Origin of the sequence: Microbacterium sp. C7(2022) (assembly GCF_028823665.1) — a bacterium.
Classification (GTDB): Bacteria; Actinomycetota; Actinomycetes; order Actinomycetales; family Microbacteriaceae; genus Microbacterium.
Genome location: NZ_JAPEHV010000008.1, coordinates 41,336 through 56,229, shown reverse-complemented (window position 1 = coordinate 56,229; position 14,894 = coordinate 41,336). Strand labels below are relative to the sequence as shown.

Sequence of the window (14,894 nt, the reverse complement as noted above, 5' to 3'; positions counted from 1 at the left end):
TGAAGCCGTCACCGTAGCCGTGACCCGCTTCGCCGCCCATCTCGGGAACGCGTGACAGATTCAGAACACCGGGATGACACCCGAGAATTGCAGGATCGGAAGGATGATCGCCGGAGAGGACATCATGATGTTCACGATCCAGTGGGCGATCACCACAGGCAACAGGCGTCCTTGCCTGCGCACGATGATCGCTGCGCACAGACCCCACACGGTGAACGCGATGAAGTAGACGAGCATGCCCGGAACAGTGGCCGCGAAAAGGATGTGCTGAGCGCCGAACACCAGTGACGTTGCGAGGATCGCTGCTGCGCCGCCCCAGCGCGACGCGATCCCGTCCAAGCTGTAGCCGCGGAAGACAAGCTCCTCTGTCGGAGCATTGATCAGCATGAACGGCACCACCGCCACGAGCGAGATGACGAGCAGAAGCGCTGGCTCCATCTGAACAGATGACTCCGCGTCAAAGAAGATCTTGGCAAACGCGGAGGGTGCATCGCTTCCGTACAGCGCGAACACCGTGCCAGCCACCACTGCCATGAACGGCACGTTCAGCACAAAGAGCCAAAGCAGCCCCCACAGGACGTCTCGACCGATGCGCCCCTTCTGAATGCCGAGCGCTGCGCTGAGCGACACTCCTTCATCACGATAGAACTTGCGCACCATCACCAGGCAGAGCACGTTCACGGGCAAGAGGCCGAGCGTCGCCCACGTCGTACTCGGTGGGAACGACTCGATCCCGCTGGTAGCCCGAATGATAAGCCACATCACCAGGGTCACGACCAGGATCAGGCCCAGCCGCACCGCCAGTAGACGCCACGCACGCCCAGCAGTGTTCTTTAGGGTCGCTGCTTCACCCATGAACTGGGCCGGGCGGGAGAGGTGAGCACATGCCCCATTTCCCACGCACACAAGCGGCGACCGCGGCCACCCTCCGAAGGCTTAGCGCTTTTTCTCGCACCTCCGACGCGAAAGACCCCCAACCCGAGAGATAAAATCCCAGGTCAGGGGCCATTTCATTCGCGTGCGCGAGGGGGGACTTGAACCCCCACGCCCTTGCGGGCACTGGCACCTGAAGCCAGCGCGTCTACCTATTCCGCCACTCGCGCGTGCCGAGCATCTGTTTCCATCAACTCAACTTCCCGAGGATATCACGCCTTCTGCACTACCCTCGAACGGGGCCGCCCTCACGAATGTGGGTGTGGACCCTTTCCGCGCCGATCCAGACTCTGCAACTAGCATGTACCAACCGGCAACCCCCTCCGAGGAGCTCCGTGGGACTACTTGACAGTTTCGAGAAAGGTCTCGAACGCGCTGTGAACAGCGCCTTCGCGAAGACCTTCCGCAGCGGCATCCAGCCCGTCGAAATCGCCTCTGCCCTGCGCAGCGAACTCGACAAGAAGGCCGCCGTGGTCTCTCGCGACCGCATCCTCGCGCCGAACACCTTCGTCGTGCAGCTCTCACCCGCTGACGAGGAGCGCATGGCCTCGCTCGGCAGCGCACTCATCGACGAACTGCACACCCTGGTGCGCTCCCACGCGAATGCCCAGGGCTACTCGTTCGCCGGGAACGTGTCGATCTCTCTCGTGCGCGACGATAACCGCTCCGCGGGCACTCTGGCCGTGACCTCCTCCACCGCACAGGGCGGCAAGGTCGCGTGGCGCGGTGTCGTCGATGTCGAAGGCAAGCGGCACACCCTGTCGAAGTCGCGCACCGTGATCGGTCGCGGCAGCGATGCCGACATCACCATTTCGGATGCCGGAACCTCGCGCAAACACGTCGAAATCCTGTGGGACGGCGAGCGCGCAATGGTCCGCGATCTCGGCTCAACCAACGGCACCCAACTCAACGGCACCAAGGTGACAGAAGCCGCGCTCGCCCCCGACTCGACGGTACGCATCGGGCGAACCGATATCGTCTTCCGTGTGGTCGCGCAGTCCGCTCCTCCCAAGCCCACGATGTCGGCTGACGACGCCACCCGGGCATACTCCTTCGACGATCAAGGCCCGCTCGCATGAGTGAACTGACCCTGCTTCTGCTGCGCATCGGATTCCTGGTGCTGTTGTGGGCTTTCGTGTTCGCCGTCATCTACTCGCTGCGCGCCGATCTGTTCGGCGTGAAGGTGCGCCGGATGCCGGAGCCCGCCGCGGCGCCGGCTGCGAGCCCTTCACCCGCGGCATCGGCTCCGCCGAAGAACGCCACCGCACCCGTAGCACCTCCCGTGACGCCGGCCGCTCGTAAGGGCGCCCCCGCCACGACATCGTCGGTATCGCGCATCGTCATCACGAGCGGGCCGAAGTCCGGGCTCGAACTGCCGCTGGGCTCAGAGCCGCTCACGATCGGCCGCTCAAGCGAATCGGGTCTGGTCATCCGCGATGACTACACCTCCAGCCACCACGCGCGCCTGGTGTTGTGGGGCGAACAATGGATGCTCCAGGATCTCGACTCCACCAACGGGACGTGGCACAACGGCACGCGGGTGGCCACACCCGTACCCGTGCTCGAAGGCGCGCCGATCAAGGTCGGCGCCACGACCTTCGAGCTGCGGAAGTAGCGGGCGGCTCCTTCTTCATGGTCTTTCAGGGCTCGAGCGTCGCGATCTCGCACACCGGCAAGGTGCGCTCCAACAATCAGGACTCCGGTTACGCCGGATCGAACCTGTTCGTCGTCGCCGACGGCATGGGCGGCCACGCCGGAGGGGACGTCGCCTCGAGCATCGCAGTGAACCGCCTGCGCAACCTGGACGAGCCCTACGAATCGACCGTCGCCGCCGAGCGCGCGCTGCAGGATGCGATCGCCGACACCGCGACGGACCTCATCGACACCGTGCACACCCGGCCCGAGTTGGCCGGGATGGGCACCACGGTGAGCGCGCTGATCATGGTGGACGAGTACGCCGTGATCGCGCACATCGGCGACTCGCGCATCTACCTGTATCGGGATGACACTCTCACCCAGATCACGACCGACCACACGTTCGTGCAGAAGTTGGTGGATTCCGGCAGGATCACGCCCGAAGAGGCGCGGTACCACCCACGGCGTTCGGTTCTCATGCGCGTTCTCGGCGACATGGACCCCGATCCCGAGCTCGACACCTTCATCATGCCCACGCAGCCCGGCGACCGCTGGTTGCTGTGCTCGGACGGACTGTCGGGCGTCGTCGACGACGCGCACACGCGCAAGGCTCTCGCCCTGGGGCAAGCACCGGGCCGCACCGCCGACAGCCTGCTGAAGCAGGCGCTCGATGGCGGCGCTCCCGACAACGTGACGATCGTCCTCGTCGATGTCGGGGGGCAGCATCCGATCTTCTCGGGAACCCCCACGATCGTCGGCTCGGCATCGAACCCGACCGGCATCGAAGTACCGGCGGCACGGCCCGGACGAACGAGCTGGCTGCACCCGGGGCGTCAAGCGGCGAATGAACCCACGCACTTCGAACCAGCGCCCGAGTTCCTCGAGGAGCTCATCGAAGAAGACAAGCGTCGCGCACGCCGACGCCGCATCGGCTGGTCGGTCGGCTTCGTCCTGGTGCTCGCACTCATCGGGGCAGCGCTGTGGGCGGGGTACGAGTACACGCAGACCCGCTACTTCGTGGGCGCAGATGAAGACAGCGTCGTGATCTACCAGGGCGTGCAGCAGAGCATCGGCCCGATCTCGCTATCCACCCCCTACGAAGACACCGAGATTCCGCTGGCGTCGCTGTCGGACTTCGCGCGCGCCACCGTCGAGCAGACCATCTCAGCGAGTTCTCTCTCAGACGCGCGCCGTATCGTCGCATCGATCGATGAACTGGCGGGAGGAGGCTCGTGAGCGACACCGCAACGCAAGACGCCCTGTCGACCGACACCGCGGTCGTCCGTGCCCTGCGCAAGATCCGCATCCCGCAGACTCAGCGCAACCGCGAATTGGCGCTGCTCATTTTCGTCTTCGTGATCAACGCCAGCGCCATCGCTCTGGTGCAGCTGGGAGCGATCGGCGCGATCGAGTGGACCTTCCTCCTCGCCTCATGCGTGCTCCCGGTCCTGGTCCTCGCGCTGCACGTACTGCTGCGCCTTCGCGCACGAGACGCCGATCCGTTCGTCGTCCCGATCGCAACGCTGCTGACCGGCCTCGGACTCGCCGAGATCTACCGCCTCGACATCCACTGGGAACGTCAGGGGTGGGACGCCTACTCCACGCGCCAGCTCGCGTGGGCCGCGATCGCACTGGCGTGCGCGATCCTCGTCGCGCTCGTGCTGCGCAACTACCGTGTCCTCTTCCGTTACACCTATATCGCGGGCTTCGTCGGTATCGGCCTGCTCCTCCTGCCGTTCATTCCCTTCCTCAGCACGGATGCCAATGCCAACGTGTGGATCTCGGTGGGCATCTTCTCGTTCCAACCGGGCGAACTGGCCAAGATCGCCCTGGCGATCTTCTTCGCGGGCTATCTCGTGCGTACCCGTGAGTCGCTTGCCTCGGTGGGAACCCGCTTCATGGGACTCACCTGGCCACGCGCCCGAGAACTCGGCCCGCTGCTGGTCGTCTGGCTGATCTCCTTGGGCATCATCGTGCTGCAGCGAGACCTGGGCACCGGCGTCCTCATCTTCGGAATGTTCGTCGCGATGCTCTACGTCGCCACCGGCAAGACCAGCTGGGTGCTGATGGGCCTGGTCCTCGTCGCGGCCGGCGCCGCCGTTGCCGTGCAGGTGCTGCCGTACGTGCGCGGTCGCTTCGAGAACTGGATCCACGCCTTCGATCCCGCCGTCATCGAGGCCCCGGGCGGCAGCTACCAGCTCGTGCAGGGGATTTTCGGCATGGCGCACGGTGGACTGCTCGGCACCGGCCTCGGTCAGGGTCGCCCGTACCTCACCCCCGTCGCCGAGAGCGACTACATCTTCCCGAGCCTCGGTGAAGAACTCGGCCTCATCGGCGCGTTCGCCATCCTGTGCCTGTACATCGTGTTCACCAGCCGCGGCATCCGCATCGGCCTCACCGGTCAGGACGACTTCGGAAAGCTCCTGGCAACGGGTCTGTCGTTCACGATCGGCCTGCAGGTGTTCATCATGGTCGGCGGTGTGACGCGCGTCATTCCCCTCACGGGGCTCACCACCCCGTTCCTCGCCGCGGGAGGTTCGTCCCTCGTGGCGAACTGGATCATCGTCGCGATTCTGCTGCGCATCTCGGACTCGGTGCGCTCGCGACCGCGGGTGGTGATCGGATGACCAAAGAGCTTCGCCGCCTGAGCTTCGTTCTGCTCGCCATGGTGATCGCGCTGTTCGCCTCGACGAGTTGGATTCAAGTGATTCACTCGGATGCTCTCGCCGAGAATCCCGAAAACAAGCGCGCCCTCTACGACTCGTACGAAGTGCAGCGCGGGTCCATCATCGCCAGCGGTTCGGCGATCGCGTCCTCCGTAAGCTCCGGCGATGTCTACTCGTGGCAGCGGGTATACCCGGATGCAGAGATGTGGGCGAGCGTCACCGGCTGGGTGAACCCCGTGCTGGGGTCGTCTAACCCGGGTATCGAGCAGTCCATGAACCAGGTCCTCAGCGGCACCGCCGGGTCGCAGTTCTTCACCCGCGTCGAGCGGATCTTCACCGGCCAGCCCCCACGAGGGTCGAACGTTGTGCTGACTCTGGATGCCGATGTGCAGCGCGCCGCCTACGAAGCCCTCGGCGACCTCCAGGGTGCGGTGATCGCCCTCGACCCCCAGACCGGCGAGGTGCTCGCCATGGTCACCAGCCCGTCCTTCGACACCAACGAGTTGGCAGCGCATAATGCCGACAGCACGAACGCCTACTACGACTCGTTGATCGATGACCCGGCCAACCCACTGTTCAATCGCGCGATCGCCGGCAACCTGAACCCGCCCGGATCGACGTTCAAGTTGGTCGTGGCATCCGCTGCTCTCGCCTCTGGCGACTACACGCCGGAATCGGAACTGCCGAACCCGGCGCGCTATCAGTTGCCGCAGTCCTCGAGCGTCGTGAGCAACGCCAGCGGCGGCACGTGTGGGTCAGGCGACGAAGTGACGATCGCCGACGCCCTGCGCCTGAGCTGCAACATTCCGTTCGCGGAGCTCGCCGTCGAACTCGGCGATGAAGCGATTCGCGAAGAAGCCGAGAAGTACGGATTCAACAGCTCGTTCGAAATCCCTCTCGTCTCGACGCCGTCGATCTACCCGCGAGCCCTGGACGATGCGCAGACGGCGCTGAGTGGGTTCGGCCAGGGGCAGGTCACCGCGACCCCGTTGCAGATGGCTATGGTCTCGGCCGGGATCGCGAATGACGGCATCGTCATGAACCCCCGGATGGTCTCACGCGTTATCGCGCCGGATCTCACGGTGCAGCAGACGATCGAGAGCACCGAGTACTCTCGAGCACTCGAACCCGACATTGCGGCCGAGATGGGCGCGATGATGGTGGCCAATGTCAGTGACGGCGCCGCGTCGGGTGCAAGAATAGAGGGCGTCGACGTGGCGGGGAAGACTGGAACCGCGGAGAACGGCGACAGCAATCCGTACACGCTGTGGTTCACGGGGTTCGCGCCCGCGGAGAATCCAGAGGTCGCGGTAGCTGTCGTCGTGGAAGACGGTGGCGGGCAAGGGCAATCGGGGAGCGGCAACACGCTCGCGGCGCCGATTGCAAAGAAGGTCATGGAGGCGGTGCTGAGCAAATGAGACCAACGCAAGGTGTGACCTTCGGTGGCCGCTACGAGCTGGATTCGCGTATCGCGATCGGCGGCATGGGCGAGGTGTGGGAAGCCACAGACCACGTCATCGGCCGCACGGTCGCCATCAAGATTCTCAAAGACGAGTACATGGGCGACCCGGGCTTCCTCGAGCGCTTCCGCGCCGAGGCCCGTCATGCTGCCCTCGTCAACCACGAAGGCATCGCGAGTGTCTTCGACTACGGCGAGGAGAACGGCAGCGCGTTCCTCGTCATGGAGCTCGTCCCCGGCGAAGCCCTCTCGACAATCCTCGAGCGCGAGGGTTCGCTGTCGACCGACAAGACCCTCGACATCACCGCGCAGACCGCCGCGGCTCTCCAGGCCGCTCACGCCGCCGGACTCGTGCACCGCGACATCAAGCCGGGGAACCTGCTGATCACCCCCGACGGCCGGGTGAAGATCACCGACTTCGGTATTGCACGCATCGCCGACCAGGTTCCGCTCACCGCGACCGGCCAGGTCATGGGCACGGTTCAGTACCTGTCGCCCGAGCAGGCGTCGGGCCACCCGGCATCACCCGCCACCGACACGTACTCCCTGGGCATCGTCGCGTACGAGGTCCTTGCGGGACGTCGCCCCTTCACCGGCGAGTCACAGGTCGCCATCGCGATGGCGCAGATCAACGAGCAGCCGCCACCGTTGCCCCCGACGGTCGCAGAGCCCGTCCAGAACCTCGTGATGGCGATGATCGCCAAGAAGCCGGAAGATCGTCCGGCATCCTCTGCGGCTGTTGCCCGCGCCGCCACGGCTCTTCGCCGCGGCGACATGGCCGCGGCCGCCGCCGCCGTCCCGATGATCGCCGCCGGGATGGACGACGCGACGAAGTTGCTCACAGCGAGCGCCGACACCGCCGCCGCTACGCAACTGCTGACCACCGAAGACGCGGTCGCAGCACCCGTCGAACCTGAAAAGAAGAAGCGCAGCCCGTGGACGTGGCCTCTGATCGCGCTGATCGTGCTGCTGCTCCTCGTTCTGGGTGGCACGATCTGGGCATTGCTGGCCGGCCAGGGAGGCCCCGAGCCCACCCCCTCGGTGAGCACATCGACGGCCACCCCGACGCAGTCGAAGACTCCGACCCCGAGCACGACGCCGACGGCGACGACGGTCGATGTGAACGCGCTCGGCCTCCAGGGAATGAACTGCGACGACGCGCGCGCCGAAGCTTTGGATGCCGGAATGGAGACCGTCACCTGTCAGGCCGGCAACGCCGCGAGCACCGATAGCGAAGTCGACACGGTGTACGCGTTCGAGCCGCAGGGCAACGTCCCGAAGGATCGCGAATTGGTTCTGACGCACTACGGCCCGCTGACTGACATCGGGGCCCCGGGCGCCGCTGTGATCGAGGTCGGCGGTGCTTCCGCGAGCAGCGTCGAGGCGGGTTCGACCGTTCAGGTCAACTGGTCGGCCTTCACGTGCCCGTCCGGCACCGGCTCGGTCAGCTCGTACAACCTGACGGCCGTGAACGGCACGTTCACCGAGACCGGTAACGCCCAGGCATCGTTCGGCCCGACGCAGCGACCCGTCGATGTCGTGGTGAGCGACGCCGCGGGCCAGTCGCTGTTCATCACCTACACGGTGACGTGCACGGGATCGGATGCCCGCGATTCGGACGAGTCGCCGCAGGCGCAGGCGACGATCACGGCGGCCGCCACTCCCGCACCGACCCCCTGAGGAAGCAATCGTGACCGCTGAGCCACGCGTGCTTTCGGCGCGCTATCGAATCGACGAGCCGATCGGGCGCGGCGGCATGGCCACGGTGTACCGCGGAGAAGACCTCACCCTCGGCCGCCAAGTGGCGATCAAGGTCCTCGATCGCGAGCTGGCGGGCGACAACGCCTTCCGCACACGGTTCCGCCTGGAAGCACAGGCGGCATCACGCATGGCGCACCCGACAATCGTTCGTGTTTTCGACGCGGGCGAGGACGCGGTCACCGGTGACGACGGGGTGACCCGCCCCGTTCCGTACATCGTGATGGAACTGGTCACCGGCAAGCTACTCAAAGACATCATCGCCGCCGGCCCCGTGCCGGTAGCCGACACCGTGCGGTACGTCGACGGCATCCTCGAAGCCCTCGAGTACTCGCACCGCGCAGGCGTCATCCATCGCGACATCAAGCCGGGCAACGTCATGATCACCGAGGCTGGCCAGGTCAAGGTGATGGACTTCGGTATCGCGCGCGCGGTGTCGGACGGCTCATCAACCGTCGCCGAGACCACAGCGATCATCGGCACAGCGTCGTACTTCTCGCCCGAGCAGGCCAAGGGCGAACCGGTCGACGCGCGCGCCGACGTGTATTCGACGGGCGTCGTGCTCTACGAATTGCTTACGGGTCGTCCGCCGTTCCGCGGCGAATCTCCGGTGGCAGTCGCCTACCAGCACGTCAGCGAAGCACCCGTCGCCCCCTCCGAGGTCAACGACACCGTGCCGCGCTCGCTCGATGCGGTGGCTCTGCGCGCCCTGGCGAAGGACCCGTATCAGCGCTACCAGGATGCCGCGGCCTTCCGTGACGCGATTGACGCGACGGTCGACGGCCGTTCTCCCTCGAAGCGCCAGGTGGGGGCGCTCACCAGCGAACTGTACGGACCGAACCCGCGCCACGCCGCCGAAACGGCGCGCTCGCTGCGCCAGTTGAGCACCGACGCCACGATGACGCGCACTCAGGCGGGTCCGCCGGTGGCATGGATTTGGACCGGCGTCGGAATCCTCGCGGTGCTCCTCATCTCCATCGCGTTCTGGGTCTTCTCCATTCGACCGGATGCCGCGCCGCCCACGAGTTCGAGCATCGTGCCCGATGTCACCGGCATGACCTACGACCGCGCGAACGAAGAACTCGACGCGGCCGAGTTGGGCGCGTACCGCGTCGACGAAGAGAACCCGGATGTCGCCGAAGGCAATGTCATCCGCACCGATCCCGCCGCGGGTGAGACTCTCGAGCCGGGGAGCGACGTGCGCGTCTTCGTCTCGGAGGGCCAAGAGATGTCGACCGTCCCGACTCTGGAAGGTTTGGGACAGGATGCCGCATCTCACGCACTCGAGGACGCGGGCCTCACCCTCGGCATCGTCACGCCGAGCAACGACCCCGCTCTCGCTGAAGGAACCGTGATCTCAGCAGACCAACCGGCGGGCTCCGAGGTCCCGGCCGGTTCGTCGGTCAACCTCACCGTGGCGTCGGGCCGTGTCACCATCACCGATGTCACCGGTTACACCCTCGATGCGGCCACGCGCGGGCTCGAGAACCTCGAACTCAGCGTGACACCGCAGGAGGACCCGGACTGTCCCGCCTCGGCTGGGGACCCTACGGTCGTCTCTCAGTCGCTCGCCCCCGGTGACGTGCCGATCCACTCCGAGATCACGCTGGTCTACTGCACCGGCAGCTGACGCACGTCGGTGTTCGCCCACCTCAGCGGTGCGGATGCAATCCCGCGCCGCGGGTGGCGGCATCCGAATACCCGATCGAGCTCAGCCAATTGCCGAGCAACCGATACCCGCCCTCGGTGAGGACGCTTTCGGGGTGGAACTGCACGCCTTCGATGCGGGCACGGCGGTGGCGTAAACCCATGATCGTCCCGCTTTCGGTGCGGCTGGTAAGGATCAGGTCATCGGGGAGGGATGCCGGAACCACCGCCAGGGAGTGGTAGCGCGTGGCGACGAACGGGTCGGGGAGCCCGTCGTAGATTCCGGTTCCGTCGTGGCTGACCGAAGACGTCATTCCGTGCATCAGCTCGGGTGCTCGCGCGACGCTCGCGCCGAATGCCTCGGCGATGGCCTGGTGCCCCAGGCACACGCCCAGGAGGGGAATGTCGTTTTCGGCCGCAGCGACGACGACGGGAATGGATGCTCCCGCATCGGCCGGTGCGCCCGGGCCGGGCGATATCAGTACGCCGATGTAGTCGTCGAGTAAACGCGACGGGTTGTCGATCGCATCGGCTTCGACCATGTCGCATGTCGCGCCGAGCTCGCCGAGATACCCGACCAGAGTGTGGACGAAGCTGTCGTGGTTATCGACGACCAGAACCCGCGCGGCCGGCGCAAGAGGGGATCTACTCAACAGTGACTTCCTGCGGCACGAGCACCGAACTCACGACGGGGAAGACGTAGAAAAACAACCCGTAAATCACGGCGGCCAGCAGGGCGAGCAGGATCACGAGGCGCACCCACCACGGCCCGGGCAGGATTCTCCACAGTGCCGCGTACATCAGACTCCGTCCGTCAGCGATGCGGGCTCGCCGGCATCGCGCGGGGTGAAGGATTCGAACACTCCGTACGCGACGATGCGTTCGGCGAGCGAATACATCGGGCTGCAACTGGTCATGGTGATGTACGCCTCGTTGGCGGCGACATCGACCTGCTGCGGAACCGGGAGCAGCACCTCAACTTCGTTCGGAGTCACGTACTCAAGTGTGCGGAAGCGGTAGGTGTACCAGCCGTCCCGTGTCTCGACGACGATCGCATCCCCGACGTGCAGTTCGGCGATCTGGTTGAAGGGCTTGCCCCACGTGGTGCGGTGCGCGGCGACGGCGAAGTTACCTTCCTCGCCGGGCATCTTGGTTCCGGGATAGTGTCCGATGCCGATCGGATCGAGGGTTCGTGCGCGCGTGACGCCCCCCGCCATTTCCACGAAATAGTCGTCGCCGAATCGAGGAACCCGCATGACACCGAAGACCTCGGCATCGGCGGGTTCGGGGAGGATCACGGGATCGGCGGTGACGTCCGTCGGCTCGGCATCGTCCGTCGGCAGCGGTGTCGCCGCGGGCGAGGGTGTGTACTCCTGGGCCCACTGCTCGGAAAGCTCCGACCCCGTGGCATTGCGCTCGGCCCCGTAGATCAGGTCGCCGATCCACAATTGCCACACCACGAAGAGCAAAGTGACAGCACCCACCGTGATCAGGATCTCGCCCATCACACCAAGGAAGGATGCCCGCTGACGCCGCGGCCGCGTACGACTACGCACGCGCGTGTCGCCAGAGGGCTGATCGGGTGTGGGCTCGCTCACACAGAGATTCTAAGGGGCGACGCTGAGTCACACCCGGCAGTACCGTAGACTTGCGCCATGGCACGACCCGGCAAAGACGACGACTCGTTGATCGAGCGCGCAGAAGGCGAAGCAGCACCCAACCCGGTGTGGTTCAAGCCGATCATGATCGGTCTGATGCTCCTGGGTCTCGTGTGGGTACTCGTGTTCTATCTGAGCGGCATGCAGTACCCGATCCCCGGCATCGAAGGCTGGAACCTCGTCGTCGGCTTCGGCATCGCCTTCATCGGTTTCTTGATGACGACGCGCTGGCGCTAGCCTTAGCATCCGACTTCACAAAGAGCTGTTCCGCCCCGGCGGAACAGCTCTTTCGTGTTTCCACAGGCACCTGTGGGAACTGTGAATTACACCAGTGTCATTCATCCCCAGGCTGTGGATAACTCTGTGGAAACCTCGTGCGTAGGCCCGGAATCACACGTAGATCGCGGCGGGGATGAGCAGGAGCAGCAGACAGCCGACTCCGACCGCGCTGACCAGCCAGATCTGCTGCGCGCGTTGGGTGACATTGCGTGTGCGCGTGTAGATGTACGCCACCAGCACCCCGACGATGAGGCCGCCGACGTGGGCTTCCCACGAGATGTTGTAACCCGGAATGAAGCCGATCACCAGGTTGATGCCCAAGACGATCGCGATTCCCATCACGTTGCCGCCCAGGTGACGCCCGATGATCAACAGGGCCCCGAAGAGACCGAAGATCGCGCCCGAGGCTCCGACCACCGGCGTACCGAACGATAGCAGCGCGACGGCGACCGAGCCACCGAGTGCGCTGAGCAGGTACAGCACGATGAACCTCACCCGGCCCAGCATGGGCTCGAGCATGCGCCCGATCATGAACAGCGCCAGCATGTTGAGCCCGACGTGCCACAAACTCGAGTGCACGAGAGCGGCGGTGAACAGGCGCCATGGCTCGAACGAACCGCTGATTCCTGGGTAGAGGAGGGGCGCCCAGAACCACAGCGCGCGCTCCACGGCCTGTCCGATCCCGGGAATCATTTGCAACAAGTAGGTGAAGAGCGTGATGCCGATGATCGAGTATGTCGCCAGGGGCCGCGAATCCGACCGACCGATCACCCGGGCGCGAGACCACCGGCGCTGCGCGGTGCGCTGCGCCGGTGTCTGCGCCTTCTGCTGTTCACGCAAGCATTCCGGGCACACCACGCCGACCGCGGCAGGCGTCTGACACTCGGGACAGATCGTTCGCAAGCATCGCTGGCAGAGCACGAAGCTCTGACGATCAGGATGCCGGTAACAGAAGTTGTCGCGGTTGCGTTGGAATGCGTCGGTGCTCACGTGATCGGGTGTCAGACCGCGACGATGTCGATCGACTCGATGATGACCGGCTCGACGGGACGGTCGCCTGCCGCCGTGGGAACGTCGGCGATCTTGTCGACGACGGCCTTCGAGTCGTCGTCGGCAACCTCACCGAAGATCGAGTGCTTGCCCTGCAGCCACTCGGGACCGCGACCACCCTGGCCCGGAACCGTGATGAAGAACTGCGAGCCGTTCGTACCCTCAGCCTGACCGGTGATCGCGTTGCGACGCAGACCGGCGTTCGCCATCGCCAGCTTGTACGGCTCGGTGAAGGTGAGCTCGCCGTGGATTTCGTCGTTGAACGTGTAGCCGGGGCCACCGACGCCCTGACCCAGCGGGTCGCCTCCCTGGATCATGAATCCCGAAATAATGCGGTGGAAGATGACACCGTTGTAGAGGGGTCCTTCGCCGGGCTTGCCGGTTGCCGGGTCGGTCCATTCCCCGGTGCCGTCAGCGAGACCGATGAAGTTCTGGACGGTGCGAGGAGCGTGATCGCCGAAGAGATTGACGACGATGTCGCCGTGATTGGTGTGGAACGTTGCGACCGCAGTGTGAATCGTCATACGCACATTCTCTCAGAGTTCGCAAGGCGCCCTGCCGTTGCGCGCTACGTCTGGCAAGATGGTGAGACCGACATCCCCAGAACCGGGAGGGCAACGTGAGCCTCAGCCGCAAGCGCAAGAAGGAACTCCGCAAGCTTCAGTCACAGGCGAACAACCTGTGGGAGTCACAGCAGGTATTGGTCGGTGAGGCCGCCGAGATTGCTCGGCAGGCAAGCCGTCAGCTCAGCAACTACGGCCGCGAGGAAGTCGCCCCGCAAGTGCAGGCCGGCTATGAGAAGAGCGTCGAGTATTCTAAGCGCCTGCTCAGCGACCGGGTCGTGCCCGCCGCTGGCGCCGTGGTCGGCTCTGCGCTTTCCGTGTGGGACGCCGCCAACGATACGCGCGTGCGCCTCGCAGAGGGCAAGGGCTTCGGTGGAGTGGACTCCGCCGCCTACGCGAAGAAGGCGGAGAAGTACTCGAAGGATGCCACGAAGCGCCTCTCGGCGAAGTTGGCCCTTGAACCCCAGAAGAGTGGCATCGGCGCCGGGGGAGTGATCGCGATCATTCTCGGTGCGGCCGCCGCCCTCGGCGTTCTGTACGCCGCATGGCAGACCCTCCGCGCCGACGACGAGTTGTGGGTCGCGGACGACCCGCTGCGCGCACCCGACGCCTGAGCACGACAACATGACGGTCCCTGGCGCTGAATCAGGACTCGACCGTGTCACTGACGCCGCCGGCGCCCTCGGACTCGACATCGAGATCCGGGAGCGACCGGCGGCGAACAGTTTGGCCGAGGCTGCCGCTCTTCTCGGGCTCACGCCCGCAGACATCGTCAAAACGCTTGTCGTCAAGCGCAGCGACGACACTTACCTCTTCGCGCTGATTCCCGGCGATCGGTCGATCTCGTGGCCCAAATTGCGCGCCGTGGTCGGGGTGAACAAGCTTCAGTTGCCTGATCCCCAGCGCGCCCATGCTGCCACCGGCTATGAGCGAGGAACGATCGTTCCCATCGGGAGCACCCACGCGTGGCCGGTCTACGCTGACGACTCGATCGTCGGCAAAAGAATCGCCATGGGCGCCGGAGCGCACGGCTACAGTCTCTTCGTCGACGCCGACGCGCTGATCGCGGCATTCGATGCGACGGTGGCGGATATCTCAGCCGAAGCCTAGCGGGTACGAAAAAAGCCCGTTTTACCGGGCTTCTTTGTGGAGCCTAGGAGATTCGAACTCCTGACATCCTGCTTGCAAAGCAGGTCAAGAGGCCACATTACGCCCGGTTGGAGGTTATTTCTGGATCCGTCGGGGC

General features: G+C 65.2%; 16 protein-coding genes and 2 tRNA genes. 10 read left to right on the top strand and 8 right to left on the bottom strand.

Annotated features, from left to right (window positions below; all coding sequences use genetic code 11):
• Positions 1–60: 60 nt before the first annotated feature.
• Complete coding sequence (locus ON062_RS13025; RefSeq protein ID WP_274647567.1) at positions 61–855, bottom strand: CPBP family intramembrane glutamic endopeptidase; 795 nt, start codon at positions 853–855, stop codon at positions 61–63.
• A gap of 164 nt (positions 856–1,019) precedes the next feature.
• Positions 1,020–1,103 (bottom strand) — tRNA-Leu (locus tag ON062_RS13020).
• A 165-nt stretch (positions 1,104–1,268) separates the two neighbouring features.
• On the opposite strand from ON062_RS13020, the gene ON062_RS13015 reads away from it, so the two are divergent.
• The 7 genes from ON062_RS13015 to pknB are packed head-to-tail and all read left to right on the top strand — an operon-like array spanning position 1,269 to position 10,081.
• A complete protein-coding gene (locus ON062_RS13015; RefSeq protein ID WP_274647566.1) occupies positions 1,269–2,012 on the top strand; it encodes a DUF3662 and FHA domain-containing protein in 744 nt (247 codons plus the stop codon).
• Complete coding sequence (locus tag ON062_RS13010) at positions 2,009–2,548, top strand: FHA domain-containing protein (RefSeq protein WP_274647565.1); 540 nt, start codon at positions 2,009–2,011, stop codon at positions 2,546–2,548. The genes ON062_RS13015 and ON062_RS13010 overlap by 4 nt, the downstream gene beginning before the upstream one ends.
• A gap of 17 nt (positions 2,549–2,565) precedes the next feature.
• Positions 2,566–3,804, top strand: coding sequence for a PP2C family serine/threonine-protein phosphatase (locus tag ON062_RS13005; protein WP_274647564.1), 1,239 nt, complete (start codon positions 2,566–2,568; stop codon positions 3,802–3,804).
• The gene (locus ON062_RS13000) at positions 3,801–5,195 is read left to right on the top strand and encodes an FtsW/RodA/SpoVE family cell cycle protein (RefSeq protein WP_274647563.1); all 1,395 of its coding nucleotides are present in this window, start codon (positions 3,801–3,803) and stop codon (positions 5,193–5,195) included. The genes ON062_RS13005 and ON062_RS13000 overlap by 4 nt, the downstream gene beginning before the upstream one ends.
• On the top strand, positions 5,192–6,652 hold the full coding sequence (locus ON062_RS12995) for a penicillin-binding protein 2 (protein ID WP_274647562.1): 1,461 nt from the start codon (positions 5,192–5,194) through the stop codon (positions 6,650–6,652). The genes ON062_RS13000 and ON062_RS12995 overlap by 4 nt, the downstream gene beginning before the upstream one ends.
• Positions 6,649–8,373, top strand: coding sequence for a serine/threonine-protein kinase (locus ON062_RS12990; protein ID WP_274647561.1), 1,725 nt, complete (start codon positions 6,649–6,651; stop codon positions 8,371–8,373). The genes ON062_RS12995 and ON062_RS12990 overlap by 4 nt, the downstream gene beginning before the upstream one ends.
• 10 nt (positions 8,374–8,383) lie before the next feature.
• A complete protein-coding gene (gene pknB, locus ON062_RS12985) occupies positions 8,384–10,081 on the top strand; it encodes a Stk1 family PASTA domain-containing Ser/Thr kinase (protein WP_274647560.1) in 1,698 nt (565 codons plus the stop codon).
• A 22-nt stretch (positions 10,082–10,103) separates the two neighbouring features.
• Here the strand turns inward: pknB and ON062_RS12980 are convergent, their stop codons facing one another.
• The 3 genes from ON062_RS12980 to ON062_RS12970 are packed head-to-tail and all read right to left on the bottom strand — an operon-like array spanning position 10,104 to position 11,696.
• A complete protein-coding gene (locus tag ON062_RS12980; protein WP_274647559.1) occupies positions 10,104–10,751 on the bottom strand; it encodes a gamma-glutamyl-gamma-aminobutyrate hydrolase family protein in 648 nt (215 codons plus the stop codon).
• Positions 10,744–10,899: a hypothetical protein gene (locus ON062_RS12975; protein ID WP_274647558.1), complete on the bottom strand. Its 156-nt coding sequence runs from the start codon at positions 10,897–10,899 to the stop codon at positions 10,744–10,746. The genes ON062_RS12980 and ON062_RS12975 overlap by 8 nt, the downstream gene beginning before the upstream one ends.
• Positions 10,899–11,696 (bottom strand): class E sortase, encoded by a 798-nt coding sequence (locus ON062_RS12970; protein WP_308209624.1) that lies wholly within the window; start codon positions 11,694–11,696, stop codon positions 10,899–10,901. The genes ON062_RS12975 and ON062_RS12970 overlap by 1 nt, the downstream gene beginning before the upstream one ends.
• Positions 11,697–11,753: 57 nt before the next feature.
• Between ON062_RS12970 and ON062_RS12965 the strand changes: the two genes are divergently transcribed.
• Complete coding sequence (locus tag ON062_RS12965; protein ID WP_274647557.1) at positions 11,754–11,993, top strand: cell division protein CrgA; 240 nt, start codon at positions 11,754–11,756, stop codon at positions 11,991–11,993.
• A gap of 153 nt (positions 11,994–12,146) precedes the next feature.
• On the opposite strand, the gene ON062_RS12960 is transcribed toward ON062_RS12965, so the two are convergent.
• Positions 12,147–13,025, bottom strand: a complete 879-nt coding sequence (locus ON062_RS12960; RefSeq protein WP_274647556.1) for a rhomboid family intramembrane serine protease — start codon at positions 13,023–13,025, stop codon at positions 12,147–12,149.
• A gap of 11 nt (positions 13,026–13,036) precedes the next feature.
• Entirely contained in the window at positions 13,037–13,609 is a 573-nt protein-coding gene (locus ON062_RS12955; RefSeq protein ID WP_274647555.1) for a peptidylprolyl isomerase, read from the bottom strand.
• 95 nt (positions 13,610–13,704) lie between these two features.
• Between ON062_RS12955 and ON062_RS12950 the strand changes: the two genes are divergently transcribed.
• Positions 13,705–14,262 carry a DNA helicase gene (locus tag ON062_RS12950; RefSeq protein WP_274647554.1) on the top strand — a complete coding sequence of 186 codons (558 nt, stop codon included), beginning with the start codon at positions 13,705–13,707 and terminating at the stop codon, positions 14,260–14,262.
• A gap of 10 nt (positions 14,263–14,272) precedes the next feature.
• Positions 14,273–14,758 (top strand): aminoacyl-tRNA deacylase, encoded by a 486-nt coding sequence (locus ON062_RS12945; protein WP_274647553.1) that lies wholly within the window; start codon positions 14,273–14,275, stop codon positions 14,756–14,758.
• A gap of 37 nt (positions 14,759–14,795) precedes the next feature.
• Here ON062_RS12945 and ON062_RS12940 read toward each other — a convergent pair.
• Positions 14,796–14,863: transfer RNA gene (locus ON062_RS12940), tRNA-Ser, on the bottom strand.
• Between the last annotated feature and the right edge of the window lie 31 nt (positions 14,864–14,894).